Source organism: Cryobacterium sp. Y29 (assembly GCF_002929825.1).
Taxonomy (GTDB): domain Bacteria; phylum Actinomycetota; class Actinomycetes; order Actinomycetales; family Microbacteriaceae; genus Cryobacterium.
In genome coordinates this window covers 93,145-109,407 of record NZ_PJJN01000026.1, presented here as the reverse complement: position 1 = coordinate 109,407, position 16,263 = coordinate 93,145, and the positions used below count along the sequence as shown (strand labels likewise).

General features: G+C 64.6%; 11 protein-coding genes. 1 reads left to right on the top strand and 10 read right to left on the bottom strand.

All coding sequences use genetic code 11. The features are described from left to right. Positions 1-113: 113 nt before the first annotated feature. The 10 genes from CXY74_RS03265 to CXY74_RS03220 form a co-directional block, all read right to left on the bottom strand. Complete coding sequence (locus CXY74_RS03265; protein WP_104199108.1) at positions 114-2,195, bottom strand: M3 family metallopeptidase; 2,082 nt, start codon at positions 2,193-2,195, stop codon at positions 114-116. A gap of 78 nt (positions 2,196-2,273) precedes the next feature. Continuing rightward, on the bottom strand, positions 2,274-2,648 hold the full coding sequence (locus CXY74_RS03260; protein WP_104199107.1) for a GntR family transcriptional regulator: 375 nt from the start codon (positions 2,646-2,648) through the stop codon (positions 2,274-2,276). Positions 2,649-2,658: 10 nt separating this feature from the next. After that, positions 2,659-3,609 carry a hypothetical protein gene (locus CXY74_RS03255; RefSeq protein WP_104199106.1) on the bottom strand — a complete coding sequence of 317 codons (951 nt, stop codon included), beginning with the start codon at positions 3,607-3,609 and terminating at the stop codon, positions 2,659-2,661. 79 nt (positions 3,610-3,688) lie between these two features. Further along, complete coding sequence (locus tag CXY74_RS03250) at positions 3,689-3,958, bottom strand: hypothetical protein (protein ID WP_104199105.1); 270 nt, start codon at positions 3,956-3,958, stop codon at positions 3,689-3,691. Between the two features lie 3 nt (positions 3,959-3,961). Next, the gene (locus CXY74_RS03245) at positions 3,962-4,408 is read right to left on the bottom strand and encodes a GNAT family N-acetyltransferase (RefSeq protein ID WP_104199104.1); all 447 of its coding nucleotides are present in this window, start codon (positions 4,406-4,408) and stop codon (positions 3,962-3,964) included. Between the two features lie 8 nt (positions 4,409-4,416). Then, positions 4,417-7,011 carry a valine--tRNA ligase gene (valS, locus tag CXY74_RS03240; RefSeq protein ID WP_104199103.1) on the bottom strand — a complete coding sequence of 865 codons (2,595 nt, stop codon included), beginning with the start codon at positions 7,009-7,011 and terminating at the stop codon, positions 4,417-4,419. Between the two features lie 127 nt (positions 7,012-7,138). Further along, complete coding sequence (locus CXY74_RS03235) at positions 7,139-8,869, bottom strand: ABC transporter ATP-binding protein (protein ID WP_104199102.1); 1,731 nt, start codon at positions 8,867-8,869, stop codon at positions 7,139-7,141. Beyond that, positions 8,866-9,726: an ABC transporter permease gene (locus tag CXY74_RS03230; RefSeq protein WP_104199101.1), complete on the bottom strand. Its 861-nt coding sequence runs from the start codon at positions 9,724-9,726 to the stop codon at positions 8,866-8,868. Before CXY74_RS03230 ends, CXY74_RS03235 begins: the two co-directional genes overlap by 4 nt. Then, entirely contained in the window at positions 9,723-10,658 is a 936-nt protein-coding gene (locus tag CXY74_RS03225) for an ABC transporter permease (protein WP_104199100.1), read from the bottom strand. Before CXY74_RS03225 ends, CXY74_RS03230 begins: the two co-directional genes overlap by 4 nt. An 89-nt stretch (positions 10,659-10,747) precedes the next feature. After that, complete coding sequence (locus tag CXY74_RS03220; protein ID WP_104199099.1) at positions 10,748-12,451, bottom strand: ABC transporter substrate-binding protein; 1,704 nt, start codon at positions 12,449-12,451, stop codon at positions 10,748-10,750. Between the two features lie 344 nt (positions 12,452-12,795). On the opposite strand from CXY74_RS03220, the gene ileS reads away from it, so the two are divergent. Next, entirely contained in the window at positions 12,796-16,236 is a 3,441-nt protein-coding gene (gene ileS / locus CXY74_RS03215; RefSeq protein WP_370446117.1) for an isoleucine--tRNA ligase, read from the top strand. Positions 16,237-16,263 lie beyond the last annotated feature (27 nt).

The following is a 16,263-nucleotide window of genomic DNA, read 5'->3' as shown; positions in this document are numbered from 1 at the left end:
TGGGGGATTACCGAGCGTCGCGTCCCACCGTCCGCAATCGCGAGGTGTCGGGGGCAGGGGGACGAGTCTCGGAGACGTGGCTGCGCCGCGCGGAAAGTGCATCAGCTTACTGCTTACGAGCCCCCTGCATCCTCGTTAAGGCCACGTCGGTCGAGCAGCGGCTGCAGATCGGCGTCGCGGCCGCGCCAATGCCGGTAGGCCTCGAGCGGATCCTGAGTGCCGCTGACTCCGAGCAGGCGATCACGAAAACGATCGCCGTTGGCGCGAGTCAGGCCGCCATTCTCCCTAAACCATTCCACGGTGTCGGCGTCGAGTACCTCGCTCCAGATGTAGGAGTAGTACCCGGCGTCGTATCCTCCCGAGAATGTGTGCGCGAAGTAGGTGCTCGCGTAGCGGGGGGGAACAGCCGGATTGTCCAGTCCAACAGAAGCGAGGGTATCCGCTTCGAACCGGAAAACGTCAGCGACGATCGTGTCGGCGTCAATGCGGTGCCAGGCCTGCTCGAGGAGTGCAGCGGCGAGATACTCGCTGGTCAGGAAGCCCTCGTTGAAAGCCGACGATGCTTGGATGCGGTCCACCAGTTGCTGCGGCATCGCCTCACCGGTCTGGTAGTGACGGGCGTAGTTGGAAAGTATTTCGGGCCAGAGCATCCACATCTCATTAACCTGACTGGGGAATTCCACAAAGTCCCGATAGACGTTGGTGCCGGAGAACTTGGGAAAGGTAGCGCGGGCCAGAAGCCCGTGCAAGGCATGACCGAATTCGTGGAACAGCGTGGTGACCTGGTCGTAGGTGAGGAGAGTCGGCTGCCCGGCAGCAGGTTTCGACACGTTGAGGTTATTGCAGACCACGGTCGTATCGGTTCCGAGCAGCGCTGACTGCGAGACCAGGGCGTTCATCCAGGCCCCGCCGCGCTTGGAATCGCGGGTGTAGAAGTCGCCGATGTACAGACCGAGCGCAGAGCCCTCTTCAGTGGTGACCTCGAAGACGCGCGCTTCGGGGTGCCAGCCGACCAGTTCGGGCCTCGCCGTGAAGGTCAGCCCGTAGAGCTGGTTGGCCGCGTAGAAGACCCCATTGGCCAGTACGCTTTCGAGCTCGAAGTAGGGGCGCATGGCCGCGGTGTCCACGTCGTACTTTTCCTGCCGCACCTTTTCGGTGTAGAACGCCCAGTCCCAGGCAGCCAGCTCGAAACCGCCGCCCTCGGCATCGACCACGGCCTGCAGGTCGGCCTGTTCGACGCGGGCATTGCGGGCAGCAGCCGGTGCGAGACGCCCGAGCAAATCCCATACGGCACCGGGTGTCTTGGCGGTTTCATCGGCGGTCACGTAGGCGGCGTGACTGTCAAACCCGAGCAGGCGGGCGCGCTGGGCGCGCAGGTGCGTGATCTCGATCACGAGAGGCCTGTTGTCGTTGGCCGCTCCCGTTGCATCGGAGCGGATGCCGCGGGCTCGGCTTGCCGCGAGCAAGCGTTCGCGCACCCCCCGGTCGGTGAGGCTCGCGAGGTAGGGGTGCGAGGTAGGGAGCACGAGGTTGATCAGGTATTTGCCGTCGAGCTGGCGTTCCCGAGCGGCCTCGGCCGCCGCCGAGATCTCGCCATCCGTGAGTCCGTCGAGTTCGGCCACGTCGTCAATGACGAGGGCGAGCGCGTTGGTGTCGGCCAGCAGGTTCTTTTCGAAGCGGGTGGTGAGGGTCGACAGCCGCGAGTTGACATCACGCAGTGACTGCTTGTCATCGTCACTCAAGCCGGCGCCGGCCAGCGTGAACTCGGTGAAATAGCGGTCGATGAGGTACAGTGACTCGGCGTCGAGTGTGAGGCTGGAGCGCTGCTCGTGCACCGTTTCGAGACGCGCGTAGAGAGCGGGATCGAGCCGGATGGCGTCAGCGTGGGCGGCCAGAAGCGGCGCGAGTTCTTCTTCGAGGTCGTTCGTGAAGTCGGTGGAGTCGGACGAGCTCTTGTTGAAGAAGGCCGCGGAGACCCGGGCGAGCATTTGTCCGCTGCGCTCGAGGGCGACGAGCGTGTTGTCGAAACTCGGGGCATCCGCTGTGCCGGTGATGGCGCTGACTTCGGCGAGCTGCTCGGTCATGCCCTGCAGAAAGGCCGGCCGATAGTGTTCGTCGGTAATAGACGCGAAGGGCGGCAGCTGGTGGGGCAGCGTGCTGCGCGTGAAAAAAGGGTTGTTCGCGGTGGAAGCCATGCGTCCACACTAGCCAACACGGTCCTTGGGGCCGACGGCGCGAAGAAGTAATGACGCCGATGTCGGACATCGAGCAGCTCACCCGCCCGAGTTACGAGTTACTGCTGCAGGCCACTCGGCGCGCACGGCGCTGAGCGCATCGTCGAGACTGACTCCCCGTCGATGTAGGGCCTGCGCGAAGAGTCGCGCACTCGCACGAGACTCGTCGTCGATGCCCTGACCGGCGCGCACCCTGGTGCCGCTGCCCCGACTGGTCGAGATGAGCCCCGCCGCCTCCAACGCGGCATAAGCACGCGCGACGGTGCCCGTCGCTATCCGCAGATCGGTCGCGAGCTGGCGCATCGAGGGCAGGCGCTGGTCCGCCACGAGCGATCCGGCCCGGATCTGATCCGCCAACTGGGACCGAATCTGCTCAAACGGCGGTGTGGCCTGGTCTTCGTCGATGGTGATCATGTGCCACGGTTCATGAGTGCTGAGTGGATGCCGCATTCGCTGTCGAGGCGCGTGCCGGATAAACGCGGCCGAGTGGCTGCGTGGTGGCATCCAGGATCGAGAGGCTGACCAGAACCCCTCCGAGTAGAGCGACGACCAGCCCGGCGACCAGCTCGGTGAGACCGAAGGCGGCGGCTGGCTGCACAGCGGAGGTAGTCCCGCCGGGCAGGAAGGTGATTGCAGCGTTTCTCGTGGCCCAGCCGGCGACGAGCAACACAGCGCCGGAGTAGAGAAACAGTGCTCCAGAACTGAGCTGCATGACTACGCGCGTGGCCAGAACTCGTACGGCCCGATCGAGCTCGTCGAATTGTTCTGAGCGCGCTGCCGAGGCGAGTCGACCCAGTGCGAACAGTGTCGCCGCGGCGAGCAGCACGGTCAAGCCGATCAACGGCACACCGTAATACCAGCCCGGGTAGGGGCCCGCTGTGCGTGAGCCGATGGTGATCGAACGAAAAGCGCCGTCAGGCGGCGCGCTTGCGGTCAAGCCGGCGATGATCGCGAAGGCGACCACGGCGACTGCAGCACAAAGCGGCAGCAGAAATCCCCAGGCCGGTCCGTACGTCCACACTCGGCGCGGCACCAGGTCGGCAGAGCGGCGTGTGGGCCGGTCGGTCACGATGCGAGTGGGCATCAGTGCGAAGACCAGCAGGCCGATTGCCGCAGCGACTCCGGGGGCCAGCATCAGCGGCAAACCGTACCAGCCCGGTTGCGCCTGGTGGACCCGGTCGAGCGCCCAGAGCGCGACTGCGACGGCCGCGAGGGTGCCGACGTTGCGAAGCATGATCGAGCGCGCGAACCTGCGCGCGGTCACCGTGCCAATCTCGGGAACCGTCACGACGAGACGGGCCAGGCTTTTTCGGCTGCCCACCCGAACAATTCCGACCACCAGGAAAACGAGCAGGAAATAGATGAGAAACAACATGCATGCCGCCTTTTGTGTATCACTCAGGTGATACACAAAAGGCTAGCAGGCGTATCATCGCGCAGCTACACGTGAGACCCTAAAGCCATTCCTCGTCATCGTCGTCGACGTTGGTGGACGGCTGCGTGATGGTTGCGCTGTCGTCGACCGGGTTGAATCGGACAATGGTGCCATCGTCGAGTTCGACCACCGGTTTGGACTCCAGCCAGGTCAGGGTCCAGTGCCAGGTGCTGCTGTCGACGGCCAGCGCCGTGACGTCATCTTCGACCGATCGCACGGCGATCTCAACAACGTGCGGCAGCCCCGCCGGCAGAGTGCCGCCCAGGGCCCATCGGGTTCCTAACTGCATGATCTAGACGTCGATCTCGTAGGTGACCCAGTCGGTACGCGTTCCGAGCTGGTCGTAGAGCACTTGCGCGGTTGCGTTGTCGGCGGCGGTCACGAGCTGAATCTGCGCCAGCGTGTGCAGGCGGGCATAGGTCTTGGTGAATTCCATCAAAAGGGAGCCGACGCCATTCTTGCGTGCGTCCTCGGCCACATAGAGATCGTCCAGGAACAGCGCCAAGTCGCCGCTCAGGGTGCGCGGAACGGTGCGATAGTGGGCAAAGCCGACAAAGTCACCATCGTCGTTGACCGCCACGGCACCAACAAGGGCGTTGTTCGCGTCGATAATCCAGCTCCACACCTGCAGGGCTTTCTGATCGGTCAGTTCTCTTTCGTAGAACGCGCTGTAGCCTTCAAACAGGCCCAGCCAGGCAAAAAAGTCCTTGTCGCCCAGTGGGCGCACGGTCACTGACATCTGGTTTCCTAACTTTCCAACACGGTGGCGAACACGATGTCGGTCACAGCGAGTTCGCTGCCGCCGACAAAGGTCAGATTGTGAATGCGACCAACAGCTTTGAGATCAGCAGCGGCCAGGGTGAGCAGGGCGATCTCGGCGGGAGCACCGCATATTACTGCGGAATCCACCTCGGACTTTTGCGACGCCTTCGCATCCGTTTTGGCACGACGGATTCCCGTCAAAGCGCGGCTGGCCAGATCGAGCAGAGCGATATTGCCGGTGGCAACCTCGTCACTGCCGAGCAGATCGGCTGCGACCGGCCACGGCGCGGTGTGCACCGAGCCGTCGTTCGTCCAGGACCAGGCTTCTTCGGTCGCGAACGGAACGAACGGCGCGAACAGGCGCAGCAGTGTAGCCAGTGCAGTGCGCAGCGCGGCAACGGCGGAAGCCTGACCGGGCCCAGGATCGCCGTAAGCACGTTCCTTCACCAGTTCGAGGTAGTCGTCGCAGAAGGTCCAGAAGAAGCTTTCCGTGGTCTCCAGTGCACGCGCGTGATCGTAGTTCTCAAACGCGGTCGTGGCTTGGGCGACGACCGCGGTGAGGCCGGCGAGCATGCTCTGGTCGACTGGTTCGGTGATCGGGGCCGTAATGCTGCCCTGCGACATGGAGACGAACTTGCTCGCGTTGAGAATCTTGATGGCGAGGCGACGGCCGATCTTGATCTGCGTCGGGTTCTGTGGGTCGAAGGCCGCGTCGGTGCCCAGGCGCGAGGATGCCGCCCAGTAGCGCACCGCGTCGGATCCATGCTTTTCGAGCATATCGGCCGGGGTGACAACGTTGCCCTTCGACTTCGACATTTTCTTGCGGTCGGGGTCGACGATGAAGCCGCTGAGCGCGGCATGCTGCCACGGCGACACACCGTGTTGCTGCTCGGCGCGCAGCACGGTGGAGAACAACCAGGTGCGAATGATGTCCTGGCCCTGCGGGCGCAGCGAGTAAGGGAAGACCAGCTGGAACAGTTCCGGGTCTCGCTCCCAGCCACCGGCAAGTTGCGGAGTGAGCGAGGACGTGGCCCAGGTGTCCATGACGTCGACTTCGCCTACGAAACCGCCGGCCTCGCCGCGCTGGTTCTCGGTGTAGCCGGGCGCGGCATCCGAGGAGGGATCAACCGGAAGCAGGTCGCGCGTGGCGACAATCGGCTGGTCGAACACCGGGTTGGCGTCGGTATCGAGCGGGTACCAAACGGGCAGAGGCACGCCGAAGAAGCGCTGGCGGGAGATGAGCCAGTCGCCGGTGAGACCATTCACCCAATTCTCGTAGCGCACCTTCATGAATTCAGGGTGCCACGCCAGCTCGGTACCGTGCTCGAGCAGTCGCGCGCGTAGTTTTTCGTCGCGGGCACCGTTGCGGATGTACCACTGGCGAGTCGAAACGATCTCCAGCGGCTTGTCACCCTTTTCGAAGAACTTGACCGCGTGCACGATCGGCTTCGGCTCGCCGATCAGGTCGCCGCTGGCTTTCAAAAGCTCGACCACGGCGGCCTTCGCGCCGAACACGGTCTTGCCGGCAAGCTGCGCATACGCGTCGCGGCCGACGACGGAGGTGATCGCCTCCGGGGCTTCAGCGATGATGCGACCATCGAAACCCATGATGGCGCGGTTGGGTAGGTCGAGTTCGCGCCACCAGACCACGTCGGTCACATCGCCGAAGGTGCAGATCATGGCGATTCCTGAACCCTTGTCTTTCTGGGCGAGGTGGTGCGCGAGCACGGGAACCTCGACACCGAACACCGGCGTCGTCACGGTAGTGCCGAACAGATGCTTGTAGCGTTCGTCATCGGGATGCGCGACGAGGGCGACGCATGCCGGGAGAAGTTCGGGGCGGGTGGTTTCGATCTCGATCGTGCTGCCGTCAGGCTTGAGAAACGACACCCGGTGATACGCGGCGGGCATATCCTTGTCTTCGAGTTCAGCCTGGGCCACGGCGGTGCGAAAAGTGACGTCCCAGAGGGTCGGCGCCATCGCCTGGTACGCCTCGCCGCGTTCGACATTGCCAAGAAAAGCGAGCTGCGAGGTGAACAGCGCCTCCTGGCCGATGGTGCGGTAAGTCTGGGTCCAGTCGACACTCAGGCCGAGGGTGCGCCAGAGGGCTTCGAACTGCTTCTCATCTTCTTTGGTGAGGGTTTCGCACAGTTCGATGAAGTTGCGGCGGCTGATCGGCAGCTGGTCGGCGGCCTTGGAGCTCTTGCCGTCTCCACCTTCGAACGGTGGGACAAAGTTCTCGGTGTAGCCGAGCGAGGGGTCGCAGCGCACGCCGTAGAAGTTCTGCACTCGGCGTTCGGTGGGCAGACCGTTGTCGTCCCAGCCCATCGGGTAGAACACGTTCTTGCCGCGCATCCGCTGAAAACGGGCAACGACATCGGTGTGGGTGTACGAGAAAACGTGGCCGATGTGCAGTGAACCAGATGCGGTCGGCGGGGGAGTGTCGATCGAGTAGATCGTCTCGCGGGTAGCGTTCGCTCGTGCAAATCGGTAGGTGCCGTCAGTTTCCCAGCGGGACTCCCACTTGGTTTCGAGCCCTTCGAGCGCAGGCTTTTCGGGGACGCGGTCGGCGTGGGTCATAACTCTCCGGTTCGGTGTATTCGGCACCGTGTGAATGGTGAGGTGCCCGAGTGTGCCCATTCAATCTACCCGATCGGCTCTTTTCCCCCGAACAGGGGCCTTCCTCCCCAGCGCGAATGTGCTCTTTTCACACGGGTCGGCGGGGCACTGCGGCGAGTAACTGCGCCGAGTATGGATGCTGTGGCGCGGCAAAGACGCGCTCCGCCGGGCCGATTTCTACGATGCGCCCGTCACGCATGACCGCGATCTGATCACTGATGTGTTGCACGACACCGAGATCGTGCGAGATGAAAATGAGGCTGAGCCCCCGCTCTCGCTGCACGTCGTCAAGCAGATCGAGCACTTGGGCCTGAACGGTCACGTCGAGTGAGGAGACGGGTTCATCACAGATGAGAATCTCGGGTCGACCGGCTAGCGCCCGGGCGATACCAACCCGCTGTCTCTGCCCGCCGGATAGTTCGAGCGGGCGTCGGGGCAGCACTGTTGGCGCGAGGCCGACCTCGTCGAGCAGGCTGGTGAGGCGCGTCGTCGTGTGCGGTGCGCCGCGCTCGTGCCGCAGGTTCAGGGCGTCGGTGAGGATTTCGGCGACACTCCAGCGCGGATCGAACGAGCCGAGGGCGTCCTGGTAGATCGCCCCAACGGATGCCCGCAGCCCGCGCCGGGTTTTTTCGCTGGCCGCGCTCCACGGCTCGCCGAAGACCCGAACTTCACCGTGCTCTGGCGCCAGCAACGCGAGCAGAAGACGCGCTACCGTGGTTTTGCCGGAGCCGGATTCGCCGACGATGCCGAGGGTGCTGCCGTGGTGCAACGCGAACGAGACGTCGTCGACGGCGAGCTGACTGGTGCCATCGGGGCGTCGAAAACTTTTCGACAGCCCGATGGCTTCGAGCACGACGGTGCTCTCGAGCGAAACCCCAGCGCGGAAATTGGTCGAGGTGCTGAGAGAGCTCGAGGTGCTGAGAGAGCTCGGTGTGTCGGGAGTGCTCGGTGTGTCGGGAATGCTCGGTGTGCGCGGTGCGTCGGGCCTGGCGGACGGGCTCAGTCGCGTGCCGCGTGGTTTGTCCGCCGGTATCGCGGCGACCATTCGCCGGCTCTGCTCGTGCTGGGGCGAACCGAGAACCTGTGCTGTGGGGCCGGTTTCCACGAGCTGTCCGTCGTACATGACGGCGACCCGGTGTGCGACCCGACTCACCACGGCCAGGTCATGGCTGATCAGAAGCACGGCGGTTCCGGCACCGGTGATCTGTTCAAGCAGTGCCAGAATCTGCGCCTGGACGGTAACGTCGAGCGCCGTCGTCGGTTCGTCGGCGATCAGCAGCGGTGGGTTCAACGCAATTGCCGCCGCAATCAAAGCGCGTTGACGTTCGCCGCCGGATAGCTGCCCCGAGAGCTTGCGCACCTGCAATTCGGGGTGCGGCAGTCCGACCGCGTCGAGCAGCTCGAGCACCCGCCGTGCCCGGCCCGCAGCACCAAGAGTGGTGTGCAGCCGCAGCGAATCAGCGATCTCTCGGCCGATCGGCCTCAGCGGATCGAGCGAGACCAGGGCATCCTGCAATACCAGGCCGACGTCCTTGCCTCGTCGGGTCTGCCATGCGCGATCGGTCAGCCCCAAGACGTTCTGCCCGCTGAACTCGAGCCGGTCGGCACTGACCCGGGAATTCGTACCGGCCAGACCGAGCAGGCTGCGGGCGGTCACGCTCTTGCCCGATCCGGATTCGCCGACGATGGCGAGGCACTCACCCGGGGCGACGGCGAACGACACACCGCGAACAACCGGTTCGGCCAAGCCGAAACCAACCCGCAGATTGCGCACGGTCAACGCGGCAGCATTGTCACTTTTGAGTGCCGGCCCATTCATACGTGCCTCATCCGCCGGTCGATGCTGCGGCCGAGTACCGTGGCGGTCACGGCGGTCAGCACGATGAACAGGCCCGGAAAGAAGCTCATCCACCAGGCCGAGGTGATGTAAGTGCGCCCGGCCGAGAGCATGGCGCCCCACTCCGCGGTCGGCGGTTCGGCGCCGAGCCCGAGGTAGCTCAGCGTTGCCGCCCAGACAATGGCCTGGCCGATGCCGAGGGTTGCCAGAACGAACAGGGGGGCGAGGGTGTTGGGCAAAATGTGGCGCAGCAAAATCTGCCACCGAGTGCGGCCGAGCACGGTCGCCGCCTCGACGAACGCTTGTGATCGCACGGTAATCAGCTGGGCCCTAATGATGCGCGCATACCCGGGCGCTGTCGACAGTCCAACAGCGATCGTCGCGGTGACCACGCCGGGGCCGAAGATGACAATGAACAAAAGCGCCAGGAGCAACCCCGGAAAAGCGAAAAGTACCTCAAGAAACCGATTGACGGTGAAATCGATGACACGGCCAAGCATGCCAGCCAGGGTGCCCAGCACGATGCCGAGCCCCAATCCGATAGCGGTAGCGGCAGCCCCGATCACGAGTGAATACTGAGTGCCGTGCACGACTCTGGTGTAGATGTCGCGGCCCGATTCGTCGGTGCCGAACCCGTGCGCGAAGTTCGGCGGCTGGAACGCCGAGAGCGGGTCGATCGCGAGGGGGTCGCCCGGCGCCAACAACTGTGGCACCACCGCTGATGCCACCAGCAGCAGGGCGAGAACGCCAGCCGTTGCCTCGGCAACCCCGAGACGCCGCGACGGGCCAGACTGGCGGGATTGGGCCGCGAGGCCAGCCTGCACTTCGAGGTCGCTCACGAGAGACGCAATCGCGGATCAACGAGGCGACTGGCAGCATCCGTGAGCAGTGTCATCAGAATATAGGCGACCGCGACGATCATGACCACGCCGATCACCACCGGAATGTCCCGCAGGGTCACGGCAGTGAGCAGGGTGCGGCCGAGGCCGGGGCGGGCGAAAATGGTCTCGACGACGACCGCGCCGCTGATCAGGGAACCGAACGCCCATCCGGAGAGGCTGATCGCTGGCAGCGAGGCGTGGCGCAGCGCGTGCACCCAGCGCACACCACGCTCACTCTCACCGCGGGCGCGAGCCGAGAGTACGAAGGGGCTCTCCAGCGCGACCAGGAGCGATTCGCGCATGATCTGTCCGAGAAATCCGGCCAGCGGAACGGCCAGGGTGAGAACCGGCAATACGAGCCCGGCGATGTCGCCGGTGCTGATGGGCGGTAGCACGCCGAGCCCGATGCTGAACACGACGATCAACGAGGTCGCGAGCCAGAAGTGTGGCAGCGCGGCCGCGACGATTTCAAGGCTCGACCCTACCCGGGCGGCGACTTTGCCACCGCGGGTCGACCAGGTGGCGACGGCGAGGGCGAGTAACCAGGCCAGGACGAGGGCAAGAACGGCCAGCAGCAGGGTGCCGCCGAGCTGGCTGAGCACGAGCGGTCCGACATCTATGTTGAGTGCATACGACCGCCCGAGGTCGCCGGTCATGAGCCGGCCCAGCTGAGCGAAATACTGCACGATCACCGGTTGGTCGAAACCATACTCGACGCTCACGGCAGCAAGCGCCTCCGGCGAGGCTTGCGATCCCGGACCCCCCAGAACGGCTTGGGCCGGGTCACCCGGAATGAGGCGCACCGCAAAGAAGGTAATGGTGGCCACCATCCACAGCACGAAGACCGCTCCGGCCAGTCGGGCTGCAAGTCGGGGGAGCACAACGGCCATTATCTCGAGCGCAGCGGGGAATCGAGCGCGCGCGCTGGCGCTGTCCCGGTCGGGGAGAACCCGGCCCGGTCCGGGGCGACCGGCCGGCGCTACCGGTTCAGCCACGCGTCGTACAGCGTGGGAACGGCCACGGTCGGCAATGTACGCAGGCCTATCACGTCGCTGCGCAGCAGAAAGTGGTTCTGCTGGTCGTACAGCGGCAGAATGTAGAAGCCCTCCAGAATGCGGTCTTGAGCATCGGAATAGAGTGCCGCGCGTTCTGTGGCATCCGCCGTGCTCGCAGCAGTCGTGAGCAGCTCGTCGATCGCGGGGTCATTGACCTGGGCGAGATTGGCGAAATAGCCGCTCGGTGCCGGCACGATGCTGTCGGAGTGGTACAGAATGCGCAGTACGTCGGGGCCGACCTTGGTGTACGGCGCGCTGACCGCGTCATAGTCGTTGCTGGCGAGAGCGGCGTACCAGCTGGAAAGGTCCATCGGGCTCAGTTTTACCTCGAAACCGGTGGCCTTCGCCGTGGCCTGAATCTGCTCGAATACGCTCTGCTCCGCGGGAATGGACTGGTTGGTACTCACCGGAAACTCCACCGTCAGACGAACGCCGTCTTTGATGCGGTAACCGTCGGCATCAGTTTCGTCCCAGCCGGCTTCATCGAGCAGGGTGCCGGCAGCGGCCGGGTCATAGGCGAACAGGGCGGCGTTCGAGACGGCGGTCGGCTCGACGCTCGACAGTGCCGAGTATGAGCGGGTCGCCGTGCCTTGGAACAGGCTCGACACGGCGTCGTCGACGTTCGCCGATCGGATGAACGCCTCCCGAACGCGCACATCGTCGAAGGGAGCCTGACCCGAGTTCAGTTCGATGCGGTTGGACGAGCCGGGACGCGGGGAATCGAGCTCTTCGAGTGAATCGCTCTGCTCGGCCTGCACGATCGTGTCGGGCTGAGCGTTGTCGATCACGTCGACCTCGCCGGACTGCAAGGCCGCATACCGCGAAGCGGAATCGGGAATGAACCGCCAGATAACCGTGTCGAGGTAGGCGGGACCGGAATGGTCGGCATCCGCTGGCGGGGACACGTAGTCATCGTTGCGTACCAGGGTGATGGCGTCCTGCTTCACCCAGCTCTCCACGATAAACGGGCCGGTGCCGACCGGGGCGGCGCAGTTCTCGTCCTGGCTGCGTTCGAGCGCCGCCGGCGATTCGATGGCGAGCCACGGCTGGGACAGCGATTCCAGCAGGGCGCTGTCGGGTTCGCTGAGGGTGAAGCGCACGACGGTGGGGGAGACCGCCTCGGTGCCGGTGACCTTACCGAGGGCGAGATATCCGGTCGAGGACAGCGTCGTCGGGTCTTGCAGATGAGCGATGTTGGCCTGCACCGCGCTCGCGTCGAAAACCGTGCCGTCGGTGAAGGTCACGTCGTCGCGCAGGGTGAATTCCCAGGTCAGGCCGTCGGCGCTCGGAACCCAGGACTCGGCCAGCCAGGGGATGATCTGGCCATTGCTGTTGCGGGAGACGAGCGACTCAAGGTACTGGGCGCTAACCAACGCCTGGGGAAAGTTTCCGCCAACGTGCGGGTCGAGGCAGCTCGGTTCGGCGTCGCCCGAGGCGTAGGTGAGCGTGCCGCCACTTTTGGGCTCACCGACCGATTTGGTCGAGCCGGACGCGGTGCAGCCGGCGACGAGCAGCCCGAGCGCTATCAGGCCGGCGAGGGAACCAAGCGCACGAGTAGTGCGCCGTGGAACGGTTCGCGCCGGAGTGCCAGTAGGGGCGGGGCTGTGGGAGGCGGGCCGGGTAGGCATTCACAAACTCTTTCCCCGGCATTCGCTGCCGAGTTGATAGCACGTTGAACCGGCCCCTCGTGCGAATGAACCGGCCTTTAACACTAACGCCGCCTGCGTTCCGGTAGAATCAAACGCGAATGACAGTGACCCGGCTATCACCGGGAAGTCTTCGGAAGAACGGATGCTCACCCCCGGGTGGACAGCTCAGTAGAACCGAACGAGTCGGGCCCGTCACAGCCTGTGAACAAGCGGTCGCCCGGCACGTGTGGGCGGCAAGCGAGGTGGTACCGCGGCGATTTCTACAGAATCGTTCGTCCTCGTGGAGCAGGGCCCCTGTGACCCGTCCCGGTAGGAGAAGTAATTTGTACCCCAAGAAGCGCAACGCCCCCAGTGGCAGCACCCCCCTGAACAGTGAGCCAACGCCCGGCGCGAACATCGTTCCGTCGCCGAACTTTCCCGCGCTGGAAGCCGACATACTCGCCTTCTGGAAAAGCGACGACACGTTTCAGGCCTCGATCGACCTGCGTGAAGGCGCCGAGGAATGGACCTTCTACGACGGACCGCCCTTCGCCAACGGCCTGCCCCACTACGGTCACCTCCTCACTGGCTACGCCAAAGACCTGTTCCCACGGTTTCAAACCATGCGCGGCAAGCAGGTGCACCGCCGTTTCGGCTGGGACACCCACGGCCTGCCGGCCGAGCTCGAGGCCGAACGCAAGCTCGGCATCACCGACAAAAGCCAGATCGAAGAGATGGGCCTGGCCGCGTTCAATGCCGTCGCTCGCGAGTCGGTGCTCGAATACACCAAGGACTGGGAAGAGTACGTCACTCGCCAGGCCCGCTGGGTCGACTTCGACAACGATTACAAGACCCTCGACATCACGTTCATGGAGTCGGTGATCTGGGCCTTCAAGCAGCTGCACACCAAGGGTCTCGCCTATGAGGGCTACCGAGTGCTGCCGTACTGCTGGCGCGACCAGACCCCGCTGTCCAACCACGAACTGCGCATGGACGACGACGTCTACAAGATGCGCCAGGACCAGACGGTCACGGTGACCTTCCCGCTGATCGGCGCCAAAGCCGAAGCGCTCGGCCTCACAGCGGTTCGGGCCCTGGCCTGGACCACGACCCCGTGGACGCTGCCGACGAACTTCGCGCTCGCCGTGGGTCCCACAATCGTCTACGCCGTGGTGCCGGCCGGCCCGAACGGAACACCCGACGCGGAAATACTGCGCGAGGGAGCGGTAGCGTCAGCTGAGGTACTCGGCGCCGAATACCTCATCGCGATCGACCTGGTCGGCAACTACGCGAAAGACCTCGGCTACGAGAGCGCAGCGGAGGCATCCGCTGCCGTATCGCGCACCGTGCTCGGCAGCGAACTCGAGGGGGTCTCCTACGACCGCCTGTTCGACTACTACGCCGACGCATCGATCTGGGGCACCCAGAACGCGTGGCGCATCCTCGTCGCCGACTATGTCACCACGAGCGACGGCACCGGCATCGTGCACCAGGCGCCCGCCTACGGCGAAGAGGACCAGAAGATCGGTGAGGCCGCAGGAATCCCCGTCATCCTCTCGCTCGACGACGGCGGAAAGTTTCTGAGTGACATCCCCGAAGTGGCCGGTCAGCTCTGGAGCGACGCCAACAAGCCGCTCACCGCGCTGCTCAAATCCAACGGCCGGCTGCTGCGCCAGGCCAGTTACGAGCACTCCTACCCGCACTGCTGGCGTTGCCGCAACCCGCTCATCTATAAGGCCGTGTCGAGCTGGTTCGTGCGCGTCACCGACTTTCGCCCGCGCATGGTCGAGCTCAACCAGGAGGTGAACTGGGTTCCGGAGAACGTGAAAGACGGCCAGTTCGGCAAGTGGATCGGCAATGCCCGCGACTGGTCGATCAGCCGCAACCGGTACTGGGGTTCGCCCATCCCGGTCTGGAAAAGCGACAACCCCGATTACCCTCGAACGGATGTCTACGGCTCGCTCGACGAACTGGCCGCCGACTTCGGCGTACGCCCCACCGACCTGCACCGGCCTTACATCGACGAACTCACCCGCCCGAATCCCGACGACCCCACCGGCCAGTCCACGATGCGCCGCATTACCGACGTGCTCGACGTCTGGTTCGACTCCGGCTCGATGCCGTTCGCCCAGGTGCACTACCCGTTCGAGAACAAGGACTGGTTCGAGGGGCACAACCCGGCCGACTTCATCGTCGAGTACATTGGGCAGACCCGCGGCTGGTTCTACCTGCTGCACGTGCTCTCCACTGCACTGTTCGACCGGCCCGCGTTTAAAAACGTGGTCAGCCACGGCATCGTGCTCGGCAACGACGGCCAGAAGATGAGCAAGTCGCTGCGCAACTACCCCGACGTCAATGAGGTCTTCGATCGCGACGGCGCCGACGCAATGCGCTGGTTCCTGATGAGCTCGCCGGTGCTGCGCGGCGGCAACCTCGTCGTCACCGAGGAAGGCATTCGCGAGGCTGCCCGCCAGGTCATGCTGCCTTTGTGGAGCACCTGGTACTTCTTTTCGCTCTACGCCAACGCCTCAGGAACCGACGGTGCCACCGGCTCCGACTCACGGGGCTATGAAGGACAGTGGCGCACCGACTCCACCGACGTTCTCGACCGCTACCTTCTCGCCAAGACTCGCGACCTGATTGAGGGTGTCACGGCCGATCTCGAAGCGCTCGACAGCACGGTTGCGGCTGCTCGCCTGCGCGACTTCGCCGACGTACTCACCAACTGGTACGTGCGCCGGTCACGCGACCGATTCTGGGGTGGAGCGGCCGAAGGTGCCACCGCCCACGAAGCCTTCGATACCCTCTACACCGTTCTCGAAACCCTCTGCCGGGTCACCGCGCCGCTACTGCCGCTGGTCACCGAGCGCATCTGGCAGGGCCTGACCGGCGGTCGCAGCGTGCACCTCGAGGACTGGCCAGACGCCACCCTGTTCCCCGCCGATGAGAACCTGGTCGTCGCGATGGACCAGGTGCGCCTGATCAGCAGCACCGTGTTATCGCTTCGCAAGCAGGCCAGCCTGCGCGTGCGCCTGCCGTTGACCAACCTCACCGTCGTCACCGGCAACACCGCCGCACTTTCGGCGTTCGTGGGAATCCTCCGCGACGAGCTCAACGTGAAAACGGTCACACTGATCGAGCTCGAAGATGACAGTGCCGCCGCCTACGGTGTCACGAGCAAGCTCGTCGTCAACGCCCGGGCTGCAGGTCCCCGCCTCGGTAAGCAGGTGCAGCACGTTATCAAGGCCGCGCGTGCCGGTGACTGGAACGAGTCCGACGGCGTCGTCACGGCCGGTGGCATCGCGCTCGAAGCGAGCGAATTCGAGTTGACTCTCGAAGCGAACAACGTCGGCACTGCCGGCGGGGCGGCCTTGGCGTTGTTGCCCGGCGGCGGTTTTGCGCTTCTCTCGACGAACACCACGCCCGAACTTGAGGCTGAGGGTTTCGCCCGCGACCTGATTCGCGCCGTGCAGGACACCCGCAAGTCGGCCGGTTTTTCGGTGAGCGACCGCATCCGTCTCGATCTGGTCTTTCAGAGCGAAACGGATGCCGAATCCTTCGACCTCGCCCTCGGGGTTGATGTGGCGGCCGAGACACTCGCCACGAGTTTCACCACTCATCGTCCGTCAACCGGGGAAATTCTGGCGGAGTTGCCGTCGGAGTGGCTCGAGGCTCGCGTCGGCGCTCCCGTCGAACACTACGTTCGGTTTGACGCACACCACTATGTCAACCAGGGCGCCGTCATTGTGGCCGTCGCGCGCGTGAACGGAGCCATCCTTGTCTGAGAACGACACCCCCACCGACGGCGCACC